The organism is Nostoc sp. C057 (genome assembly GCF_013393925.1).
Taxonomy (GTDB): Bacteria; Cyanobacteriota; Cyanobacteriia; order Cyanobacteriales; family Nostocaceae; genus Nostoc; species Nostoc muscorum_A.
Map to the genome: position 1 here is coordinate 123,010 of NZ_CP040291.1, position 11,963 is coordinate 134,972.

The 11,963-nt window shown below is 37.8% G+C and carries 8 protein-coding genes; 3 read left to right on the forward strand and 5 right to left on the reverse strand.

The window, feature by feature from the left end; genetic code table 11:
* Nucleotides 1-97: 97 nt before the first annotated feature.
* The 3 genes from FD724_RS41600 to FD724_RS39420 are packed head-to-tail and all read right to left on the reverse strand — an operon-like array spanning nucleotide 98 to nucleotide 5,271.
* On the reverse strand, nucleotides 98-3,022 hold the full coding sequence (locus tag FD724_RS41600; protein WP_256874806.1) for an SAV_2336 N-terminal domain-related protein: 2,925 nt from the start codon (nucleotides 3,020-3,022) through the stop codon (nucleotides 98-100).
* Between the two features lie 6 nt (nucleotides 3,023-3,028).
* Entirely contained in the window at nucleotides 3,029-3,970 is a 942-nt protein-coding gene (locus tag FD724_RS39415; protein ID WP_179076964.1) for a MoxR family ATPase, read from the reverse strand.
* Between the two features lie 14 nt (nucleotides 3,971-3,984).
* On the reverse strand, nucleotides 3,985-5,271 hold the full coding sequence (locus FD724_RS39420; protein ID WP_256874807.1) for a hypothetical protein: 1,287 nt from the start codon (nucleotides 5,269-5,271) through the stop codon (nucleotides 3,985-3,987).
* 181 nt (nucleotides 5,272-5,452) lie between these two features.
* Here FD724_RS39420 and FD724_RS39425 point away from each other — a divergent pair, with 181 nt between their 5' ends.
* Nucleotides 5,453-5,938: a Fis family transcriptional regulator gene (locus tag FD724_RS39425; protein ID WP_179076965.1), complete on the forward strand. Its 486-nt coding sequence runs from the start codon at nucleotides 5,453-5,455 to the stop codon at nucleotides 5,936-5,938.
* Nucleotides 5,939-6,022: 84 nt separating this feature from the next.
* Here FD724_RS39425 and FD724_RS39430 read toward each other — a convergent pair whose 3' ends face one another.
* Together FD724_RS39430 and FD724_RS39435 are read right to left on the reverse strand one after the other, a co-directional pair.
* Nucleotides 6,023-7,603 (reverse strand): hypothetical protein, encoded by a 1,581-nt coding sequence (locus tag FD724_RS39430; protein ID WP_179076966.1) that lies wholly within the window; start codon nucleotides 7,601-7,603, stop codon nucleotides 6,023-6,025.
* Nucleotides 7,593-8,510 carry a hypothetical protein gene (locus FD724_RS39435; RefSeq protein ID WP_179076967.1) on the reverse strand — a complete coding sequence of 306 codons (918 nt, stop codon included), beginning with the start codon at nucleotides 8,508-8,510 and terminating at the stop codon, nucleotides 7,593-7,595. Before FD724_RS39435 ends, FD724_RS39430 begins: the two co-directional genes overlap by 11 nt.
* A gap of 563 nt (nucleotides 8,511-9,073) precedes the next feature.
* Here FD724_RS39435 and FD724_RS39440 point away from each other — a divergent pair.
* Nucleotides 9,074-11,203 (forward strand): tetratricopeptide repeat protein, encoded by a 2,130-nt coding sequence (locus FD724_RS39440; RefSeq protein ID WP_179076968.1) that lies wholly within the window; start codon nucleotides 9,074-9,076, stop codon nucleotides 11,201-11,203.
* Nucleotides 11,204-11,217: 14 nt separating this feature from the next.
* Nucleotides 11,218-11,937, forward strand: a complete 720-nt coding sequence (locus FD724_RS39445) for a CHAT domain-containing protein (protein WP_179076969.1) — start codon at nucleotides 11,218-11,220, stop codon at nucleotides 11,935-11,937.
* The last annotated feature ends 26 nt before the right edge of the window (nucleotides 11,938-11,963 follow it).

Genomic DNA, 11,963 nt, shown 5'->3' on the forward strand with positions numbered 1-11,963 from the left:
ATGGAATGGGGATAAGTAAAATTTACCATTTTTCCTATTCACGCCGCCGTTTTGAAATAGTAATTAGGGTATGGAAAATTGAGAATTTATCGTAAGTTTACCCTATTCTCGATTGCCATCTTTGTAAATCTTCTAATAGAATAGGGTTTACATCAAACCAGGATTTTTTACTGTGATCGTAATAACCTAATACAAATTTGTTTTGCAAAAGTTCATCACAAATAATAAACTGACCCTTATTAGGCAAAACGTGTGTTTTCATCGTAAGTTTGCCAGTGCGATGTATTAAATCAAGTTCATGATAGTGGTAATCGTTTAAATTATAGTCTTTACGAATTTCTCTTACAGCCTCTTGTGCAGTTTCTAAGTCTATTAAATTCAGCTTATTTTGCAATCCAATTTCACAGGCTGTGCGTGCTAATCTTACTAAATCTCGCATTATACCACCACTTTTTTCACAAATTAATTCTAACGCATCTGGATGAAATAAACCCTTATAAGCATCACCCAAACTTGCTAAACGCTTATGAATTACACTATTAAGAATTTCTCTACCAGGTTGATTAGGGATTGTAGTAGGACATAAATTTTCATCGCATTTAAATACTGGTAGATTAGTTAAATCTAAGCATTTTTGAAAGCTTTCCATTAGTTGACGAAAGCTTTGAGAATACCTGAGTGAAATCGGAATCGTATATATAATATGGCAACTCATCTGAGTCAGTAGTGGACTAGCGAACATTTCCGAGGCTGTAACTTGATCGTGTCGATCAAGACCATCTACAATTATCAGTAACTTTTGGTTGTTTCTTTTCTCAGCAGCTTCTATGATGGCATTAACTCGCTCAATAATTTTACTAAGCTGCGGACGAATATTGAGAGTTGTAGTAACTTTCCGAGTTAGACCCTGTTTAAGAATTAAACCTAATTTTTTGATAATTTCTGGAAGTTCAAGACCAGTATTTTCAGCGTCTTCATGTTGATAAACTACAGTTTTGAGACTTTCTAGTAAATCATTTAACAAATCGTCTTTTAAACCCCACTCTCGTTGAATAACTTTTTCAAAAATTTTAATTCCAATTAGGACTGCAACCTCAGCATAGCCAATGTTGTACTGATCGAGAGCAGTTACAGTATCAATCCAAATTACTGTATACTTGCTATTCAAATGTTGTTCTAATCGCCGCAATTCTGTAGTTTTGCCACCACCCCTGTGACCTGCTAATAAAAATTTAGCTGAGTTGTCTTCCATATCCAAGAAAGTGATTAAATTATTTACAGGACTGTTGGTTCGCTCGACATAAAAATTTTTCAGTTCTTCAGGCGTAGTAAGTGGTTCTTCTGATTTAAATAATTGATAAGCTTTTCGCCAAAAAATAAAGAGGTTTGGAGTGATACTACTTTGAGAGGAGAATTGAAAAGACTGCTCTAATTCTTCTGCTAATTGTGTATATTTACCACCAAATCGCGTTAACACTTTTGCCATTATTTGAGCAAAAGGACGAAGCAAAACACCTTTTGAACCATCAACTGCCAAACCTGGATTCGCCAACATCGCCGCAAACTCATCAACTGATAACCCAGCCCGTTGCGCTATATACTCCGAAACCTTATGCAATACCTCGGATGACTCCGTTAATGGAACCGTATCAAGCAGCAAATCCCGCACCCCATCCACAAAGTCAAACTGAATTTTATCCACTTCTACCCCCCCATTAACTGGCGACGGAGGCTTTAATATCCCACCTAAAAATACCTCAGCAATATGAACTTGGCTTGACTGTGGTAACATCGTCTGCTGTATTAACCGTACAACTGATAAATTAATGGGTGCAGCCGCCAAAAGTCCTGCCAGCTTCCTTGCCATTGGCGAAGCAGTGAGGCGAAAGCGTTGCAAACGTTGTTTGGCTGTAAGCTCGATGTTAGAATTTTCCGTTGATTCGCTACTAACATCAAGTATTTCCCCATCTAGTGCAAGCAAAAACCCTTTGGTTTGTACCTCTCCCGCACCTGCAACCATCCGCGCCCAAATTTTCAGCGATTCTGGCTCTAGCGTCACTACGGGGATTTTAAGCCGATTGCAGACATCACTTTCATCAAGCAAATCCAACGCTGTCATGATTAACTGTTGGTTGGGGACTCCACGAGCAAAGCTACGTAACAAAATTGACTCGGCAACACTTAAAGCACTTCTTTCCCACAGCCACTCAGGTAATACTTGAATTATCGTTGTTGGGGCAGTGCTAGCCCAAGCTGCTAAAGTTTTGGTAACAGCACCGTTATACCAAGCTGGGGAAACGCAATCGCTGATAATTATAAACAACCGCCGACCGTTGGGATCAATTAGTTCTCTGGGGTTGTGTAACCTTTTTTGGCGGGATAGTTCCCCAGTTCGGGGACGCAGCCAAACTTTACCCCGTTTGTCGCTAAATAATCCCCAGGTTCGCACGTCTCGAAAAGCACCATGTCTTTCCAATAGTTGCTGAAACTCCTTGATAGTTTGCTGCCAGAGAAACATCGATGTTCCCTCATCTACCACCAAAGCCAGTTCGAGCCAGCGTTCGGGTGCGGGGCGCATTACGGGTAATAAAAGTTTCTCTTCGGCAATACGTTCTGCTGTGGCAATTTCGTCGAGGATAAATTTGCTTCTGGAAGGAACTCGACGTTTTAAAGGTTTAAGGGAGCGGGATATATCTAATTTGTTCCGTAATGCTTGAGCAGCAGGAACTTTGATGGGTAAACCGCTTGAGGTTTCCTTACTATCCTGGGATGATTGAGGATAAACCTTAGCGTTGGTTTCGGTCTTGGTTGGAGATTTTGGGAAATTGTTCTGGCGATCACGTGGTAATTTGGTGTTTGGGTCTATTTCTGGGGTTGTTGCTGGTGTTTCCTGTGTCAATTCAGATATGGGTGAAGGGTCACAACGGCGCATTTGCACCCCAAGCCAGAGGATATCGGCTATCTCCGTATCGTCTAAATCAAACCCCAATTGATTAAAAGCATCAATTACCCGCTCAATCATATATCCTCATGTAGTTGTGAGATATTCCATTAATGCCTTGAGCAATCGTTCTTTGTCATTACCAACGGGACTCCTTTCACGAGTAACTAAATAAATCGCGTTAAGTAATTGGTCTGTTGCCAAATCCCCGGCATCGGGTTTATCTCGTAGTTGGATAAATTGGGCAATTAAAGCCTCTGCTTCTGACATTACACTATCTCCCAGATGCGCCTGAATAATTTTCTTCAAAGCTGCTTCATCGGGATTTTCCATCGTCAATCGCAAACAGCGTCGTAAAAAGGCTGGGGGAAATTCCCGTTCACCATTGCTAGTCAGTAGAACAAAGGGAAATTGGCTACAACGCACCCGCCCTTTGGTAATAGTTGCAACACTGCCATCATAACCCCGGACTTTGACTGTTTCATATTCTTCCGGTAAACGAGCTAATTCTGGGATTTCAAATTCCCCTTCTTCAAATATATTCAGTAAATCGTTGGGTAAATCAATGTCACTTTTATCAATCTCGTCAATCAGTAAAACACGGGGATGGGGAGATGGTAGTAGGGCTGTTCCCAAGGAACCGAGTTGAATATATTTACCGATATCTCTAGTATTATCCTTACCTTGAGCATCCTGTAAACGTGCGATCGCATCGTAGCGATAAAGTCCTTCTTGTAGTGTAGAGCGGGTGGTAATAGGCCATTGCAGTACAGAACCCAGTTGGAGTTCATACGCAACTTTGTAAGCAAGAGAGGTTTTACCAGTCCCCGGCTTTCCTGTCACCAGCAAAGGACGACGCAAATAAAGTGCTGCATTCGCAAGCTCAATTTCATTGCGCCGGACTTGAAAGGTTTGTCCACGCTGCTTCTCCTTCGCATCCCCAAACTCACGCCATTTTGGTGGTTCTGGAAGATTTTTGATTCCATCATGTGGTGAGTCTGTACCTTGGAAAATCAGCCAATCGCTCATTGCTTACTCCTAAATTATGATGCAGAAAACTCCAATGCTGGGTTTGGTGGTATTCGATTGGGGTCGTCCCACCATAAGACTAAATGATTACCCAAGTGCATTTCATGGTCAGATGCTAAACGACGTTGTTCTCTAATGCAGGCGGACAATTCATGCAATGGTTCTTTCAGTAACGCATCAAAGTGTTCAGGATTTTTGAGAGTGTTTAGCTCACAACGTGACCAAATTATAATCGGTGTCCCAGCACTGTGGATTGCACTAAGTAGACCATTTCGCTCTGAGTCTGATAAATCACAGCAGATTTTGAGAATAATTTTCTCAAATAGCAAATCTCTCAATTTTTTGGGATCAAAACAAGCTTGAGAAACTGTTATAGCCTGCTCATAACAGGGAGGAGCTTGCCAAGTTAGCTGAACTTTTTCCCAATTTCTGCGCCAATATGAACCCTGTTGTGTGCGTAATTTTTTCAGTCGATCATAGGAACGCACTACAACCCGAAAATCCTTACCAATAGTGATATTACAATCTTCGTCATCCTTATATTCCCATTTTTCCACCTCATCACAGAGACGATCGCGTGGTAGGAAAATTTCAATAGTTAGTTCTGTTGGTTGTCCTTGCAAGTATTCTTCAAAACATTGTTGAAGCAATTTACTGAGCAATATTGGTAATTTCTCCGGCACAAATGAAATTTCTGATTGCTGCTCGTCAACTGTTAAAAGTTTAAAACGTTCCCAAGGATCTTGAATTGTATCATCAGGAATAAACCAAGCTTTAACATATAGTTCTTTACTTCCTTCTGGTCGAAGTTGAATTAACAGATAGGAATGTAGGACTTGTGTGGATGTAGTTTTAACTTTAACTTCAAAAGATTCATTATTCAATAGTTGTTTGAGCTTTTCGCGGATAATTGGGGAAATATTTTTATCTTGAGTTAGCAAACTAACAAATTTTAATAAAGCCGAATTATTAGGGTTTGAGTAAGGAATTTCTTCTAATTGCTCAAGTACATCATTAACATTTTTAGGTTTATCTCTCCAGTCGAACCATCCATCAGGAGCGATTTTAGAGAAAGCTTTATTTATCGCACCATCATCTGAAATATTTAAAAATAAAAGATTTATTTGGTTTTTAATATTTTGTTGCGTAATATCTCTAGTGGTTAAGTTTCCGCCCACTAGTAAATCTTTTAAAATGTCTTGTTGGTTTTCTGAACTTAATTTTTCCTCGCTCATTGTTAATAGGCTATTTATAGTTGATGAAATAGTTTGATTGGAATTAGGCTCAGGCAGATTGCTCATACCTTATCAGTTTTATGTTAAATTTTGTAACTAATAGTAAATCTAGATGAAATTATAATTATGAAAATAGACAATTGTATTTTTTACTAAAACACTATTTTATCCGACATTTTTCCAAAAAAAGCTATAGTTTAAATACTTAAAATTTTATGCTTATTTATTTGTAAAGGGAGAATAAAACATGATTGACCCAGTATCCCTTGTTGCTGGAGTAGTGACAACTGTTCTTCTGCCAAAAGCTTTAGAGAAGGTTGGCGAAAAAATTGGCGAGACTGCCTGGGATAAAAGTGCAGAAGCTATCCAGAGTGTGCGTGAAACAGTTCAAGTGAAGTTGCAAACTATGGGGACTGCTGGGTTGCTAACACGAGCAAATGCTAATCCAACTGAAGCAAACACGCAGATATTACAAGCAGAAATTGTAACTCAGATGCAAGAAGATCAAGATTTTGCAACGAAGTTACAAGAACTAGTTAAGCAAATGCAGTCTCAATCTCCGACTGTACAAGTAATTTTAGAGGAGCTTCGAGTTAGAGGTAAGGTAGAAATTGGGAATATTAAACAAGTAAGTGAGGGGCAAAGCAATGCTCAACAGACGTTTAGTAAGAATTGGCAAGTAGGTGGAGATGTTACAGTTGGGGACATAACCCAGGAAAACCGAAATGTTTAACAAGCAGCCAAAAGAAAATCAACAGCAGAATATTCAGTACTAAATGTTAAGTAATTTGAATATTAGTGAAATGTAATTCTAATTTTAAACTTCATCCTTGTACCAAGGTTCAATTTCGTCTTTATAAGGAATGACTTTAAAAGTATTAGAATTCCCAAATGCAATCGCATACCAATTTCTAAACATCCTTTTCTTCCCTGAAATACGAATAAGTGGATAAGCTGGTTCCCTGTTCAGCCAGATTTCCCAACCAATACTTAGATTGCAATCGGCAAGGGCTTTAAAGAGTGCAGTACGACGAACCAAAAGAATTTGACAATAAGGTGTATGCCAACGCTCTCCTGAATTATCAAAAGTCAATGCCTGCAATTGTCCATTAGCTGTTAGAAATTTACCTTCTCGAAAGTCAACAATCCCAAGCATTTCTCGAAGAGTTTTTGCTGGAACCCACTCTTCATTTTCTCCATCTGGAGTCTCCCAATGAAATTGGCAAGTTGTCGCTTGAAGTTGCAGTTCTGTGGGATAACCAAAGGTATTTAAAGTTTTATAGCGAATCACTCTCTCAATTTCCTGAATCCAAGGGGCCCAAACAACTTCGCATGGATCACGATATGTTTCTACTGACTCAACCCCTGAAGAAAACTGGTAAATATCATAAAAACTGGGGAAAGCTTCAAATTGAGTATCTTCTTCTAGACAAGATAATTCATTTGATGCAAATAAAAAGCTCGATGTTCGTAATACTGACTCTGCCTGGCTATCCGCATTACGTCTAATGACAAGCGATCGCAGAACAACCCATTCGTCAATTTTTGCCCACTCAGGTAGTTTATATGAGTTTTGGAACAACAAAGATTGAATATTTGGTAAAGATGCCTTTTGAACCCACTCATTTGCTCGATCAACTTGATTAAAGCTAGATAATTCAGTATCAGGGACAAGTTCAGAAAAATTTAATACTTGATTTAATTTTAATCGTCCATAGCCTATATCTGGTGCTGGATTTGTTGGTTCTGCTAATAAGCTTATATCTACTGGAGGTTCAAAACATTTATCCCAGTCATATACTGCAACTTGATTTGCAAGGAAACCAGATAGCTCATTAGTAGCTGCCCAAACATATTTCTCACCAAAAGTTGCAGTGATGCTTCTAGATCCATGAGTTGCCTGTGGATACTGACGCAGAAAGGCAATATCTGCACCAAGAATTTCTCCAGGCTCACCACCATTCGGCTCTTTAATGAAAACATCGCTAAACCAGCCAAGTTTAGCTGAGTATGCTGAAATAAAACCAAAGGCAAGTTGGATCGGATTTAAGCTTGGCAGAGCATATTTTTCTGCATATTGTGTAAGGAGAGCTTTGGCTGATGGCGAGTATTCTGGTTTTTTTGAAGTCTTATCTTGGGTTTTTGAAATTTCACCATTTTCAATTTCTTCTTGTGAAATTCCCCCTCGGATCAAAAATTCCTGTCTTTCTTCATCTGTTGCAATTTCAAAGAGTTCGATTGCTCTTTGTTCTTCTGCTTTTGCTTTTAAAAATTCCTCTACCTGTTTCCGATCTGCTATTGAAGCTGATTGTCTTAACGAACCTTCAACAAATTTATTTAATAAATTTGTATCAATATCTTCAAAATCATTATAAGGTTCATCTTCTTCAACCTTCACCCTCTAACGGATCATCTAAAGATTGCCTTCTAAGCAGTAAAAGCCCGTGAGCTAGGCAATTGTCGAGAATATATAGTAATTGTTGTCGAGATAAAATTCCTGGGGTTTTTTGACCAGCTTCAGCAACTTGTAATGCCTCTGCTTGCAAAAGTTCTCCTTTGGACAAGCAAGCTTTCACAATCGCAACTAAACTGTCATGTACAGGGGTAAGGTTTTCGCTCCATCCCTCTGGATTGCTTTCTCGAATAGCGCGTTCGGTATGATCAATCTTTTTTTTAATTAAATTTACTAATGAAAATTCTTCGAGCGTAACGCTATGAATATTCTGTTTTTTGTACAAGTCGGCAAAAAGCCTAATTGCAAGTGGTGTTTGTAATGCCCAACGCAAAACGGGAGGACATTCAATTCTATTGACATTACAATAAGATTCAAAAATTTTATCAAGCGTAGCATCAGAACCATTCAAATGAACTGAACTGATACCAGGTGCAAGATTTATGCGGTAGAAAAAATTACTACGTAATGAACAAATCAACAGAATTTTCGGGTATTGTTTTATGAGAGGAATTAATTCCCCAAGTTTTTCTACCCATCGTTCTGCTTTAGTTTTCCCCGTCTCTTCTAGCCATGTATACTGAGATGATATGCCATTCAATCGTAACTGCAAATCAGCTTCTATTTGACCTATTTGATGAATATCTGGAGAGTAGCGGTGACTTAACCAGCTATTCCTAGCCCGTTCAAAGTTTTGATGTAGCCATTCAAGTATAATCTTAGGTTCAGGAGGAAGGTCTCCTTGAATAATAGAAATTAGAACTTGATAAATATTGCCCGTGTTTATATCACGAGCGTTGACATTGCTAAATATTTGTTGCTGTGATTCCTGAGAACCTGGGCGATAACTCATTTCTTAAATCTAGTGAAAACAAAAAATAGAAAGAAGGTATTTGTTATTTTGTAGTGAATGATAACCCTAATTACCATTTACAAAACTTATGCTTTAAATAACCTAATATACAGAACTTTTTTTAAGTAATTATTTTAAGTTATATATTTATTTTATTACATACAGGAAAAAAGTGGTAGAGCCGAAAAATTTGCTACGGACGCATTTCTCGTAGTCACCAGCATCAGGCAGCGATCGCCACCAACTCTAAGCACCTGTAGCTCCATCCCTTATCATTTTTTTACGTGGCTTACATCAGGACGCTCTATGTAATATTCGGTTATTGATGGTGCTTGGAATAACTTGGTTATAAGCGTGTTAGTTATAGAGACGTTATTAATAGTCATATTTTGATTACTTGTCTTTATATTTATATTGCGATTAAGCTAGCTATCATTAATGATACTCTGCTTGATTTGCTTAAATTTTTGGTTATCTTCCTCAAATACAATGTTCTTATGGCTTTCTACGGGTTATGTAAAATATTATCAAGGTTTTTTATTTAATTCCAACAAACGAACGTTATGAGCAAGCAGTCCAACCCTGAACAACTGTTGCAAAGCATTCTTCAGAATGTTCAGGTTGGAGGGGATCTAACTACTGGAGATATTAACCAAATTCTCAATTTGCTTGTTGTATTTCCAAATACCTTCAAAACTGTAGGGGTTCCTCATAATGTTCCTTACAGTGCCACAGTCAAGTTTGTGGGACGTACTGAGGTTCTAAAAAGCTTGCAACAATTATTACAGCAAAATAAGAGAATTGCAATTGCTGCAATTGAAGGTATGGGTGGTGTTGGCAAAACTGAACTGGCTACTCAATATTCATTGCTGCATTTGTTACTTCAAACGTACCCAGGCGGAATTTGTTGGTTGCTGGCAAGGGATGAAGATGTAGGTATCCAGATAGTAAGGTTTGCTGAAGTTAAGTTAGGTTGGAAAGTACCGGAGAATTGGGATTTAGCAAAGCAAGTGGATTTTTGCTGGTCTAGCTGGCCCGAAGGTGATGTTTTGGTGGTGTTGGATGATGTCAATGATTATTCCCAGGTAGAGCCATATCTACCACCACAGTTATCTAAATTTAAAGTCTTGATGACTACAAGATTAAAATTAGATAGCACTGTCACACCATTAACGCTTGATGTTTTTAATGAAACAGAGGCACTAGAATTATTAAGTAACTGGGTTGGCGCAGAAAAGGTTTCAAAAGAATTGGTGATTGCTAAAGATATATCTCAAAGACTTGGTTATTTACCTTTAGCTTTGAATTTGATGGGGCGGTATATCAATAAACGGAAGCTATTTCTACCAGTAGCTTTGAGACGTTTAGAAGAAAAAGGGCTGCGCCACGCATCCTTAGATGTCAATAAGGATGACCGCACTTGGACTTTTAATGTTCAGCGTGGAGTTGTTGGTGCTTTCGAGCTAAGTTGGGAAGAATTAAGTGATAATGCCAAACAATTAGGATATTTACTTAGTTTGTTTGCTTTGGCTCCCATTCCTTGGGAAATAATAAAAAGTGTAGATATTGGGCAAAATGTTGAAGAATTAGAAGATAGTAGGGTTGAGTTAGAAAATTTGCATTTGATTGAGTCTAACGAAATATACTCCACCATGCACCAATTAATTAGAGACTTTTTTCAAGATAAACTAACTATTTTCCCAGAAGCAGAGCAGTTGAAAAAAACTTTTGCAAGTGTAATAGCAAAAATATCAAAAAAAGTTCCAGACACTTATTCAATTACTGCTAATTTCATTTATACTTTTGCACCTATAATACCTCATATTAAAGAAGTTTCATATTATCTGAGTACTTATCTTGCAGATAAAGAATTAATTTTACCATTTAAAGCTTTGGGTTTCATTTACGAAAATCAGCTACTTTATTCCCAAGCCGAAAAGCTGTATAAATATGGTCTAAATATTTGTCAACAACGTTTTAAAACTGATCACGAACTTGTGGCAACAAACCTTAATAACCTTGCTTACATCTATAAAATTCAAGGACGTTATTCAGAAGCAGAAGTAATTTATATGCAAACACTGGAGATGAGAAAAAAGTTATTAGGTGAAATGCACAGTCCTGTGGCACAGAGTCTTAATAATTTAGCAAGTGTATATCGTAAACAAAAGCGTTATGTTGAAGCAGAAACATTTATTCTACAAGCTTTAAGTATAAGACAATCTTTGTTAGGAAAAAACCATATTTATGTAGCGATGAGTCTTAATCATCTAGGTAAATTATATTATGAACAAGAACGCTATTCAGAGGCGGAATCATTTTATATAGAAGTTTTAAACATATGCGAAAGCCTATCTAGAAAGAATCATCCTTTTAAGGCACGCAACTTTGATGATTTAGCGCTACTATATAAAGCTCAACATCGCTACTCAGAAGCGGAATCATTATATTTAAAATCTATAAATATAAAAAAGTGCTTGATGGGTAATGAACACATAACTGTCGCTCAAAGTTTCAACAATCTGTCCCTAATATACTATTTGCAAGGTCAGTACAACAAAGCCGAATATCTGTGTCTAGAAGCAATTTCTATTTATGAGAAAAAATTATATTCAACACATCCTGATATGGTTGAATGTTGTGAAAATCTTGAAAATATTCGCTCTGCTATGATTAGCATAAATCCTGCTTAACTGAGCTTAAACACATGACAAAAGACAATCAGCCTAACATTCAACAAAGTATCTTCGGGGGCAATACACAAGTTGGCGGTAGTTTAACAGTTGGAAACATTATACAAAACTATGATTCTGGCATAACAAACACAACTGAAAACCATCCTTCAAAACGTACAATATTAATTGTTGCATCCAGCCCCACTAATGAAGCTAGATTACGCTTAGATAAAGAGGTGCGGGAAATTAACGAGGGTTTACAAAGGTCGCAGCATAGAGAGCAATTTTCTTTACAGCAACGCTGGGCGGTTCGTCCTGATGATTTACGTCGTGCTTTGTTAGATTTTAACCCTCAAATTATTCATTTTTGTGGGCATGGTTCAGGAGATGATGGATTAATTTTAGAAAATGATGCAGGTTTAGCACAACTTGTCTCTACTGAAGCTTTAGTAAATTTATTTAAACGATTTGCTAAACGAGGGCTAGAATGTGTTGTTCTTAATGCTTGCTACTCAGAAATTCAGGCTGATGCGATCGCTGAACATATTGATTATGTGGTTGGGATGAATAGTGCTGTTGGAGATAATGCAGCAATTAAGTTTGCGCTTGGTTTTTATGATGAACTAGGGGCAGGTTGGTCTTATGAAGATGCTTATCATGGGGGTTGTGATGCGATCTCCCTACAAGGAATACCAGAAGAACATACCCCAGTATTTAAAAACCTAAAAAAAAAGCCCAGCCAAAAACAGTAGATCCAGTTGATGCTTTAGTTCAACAA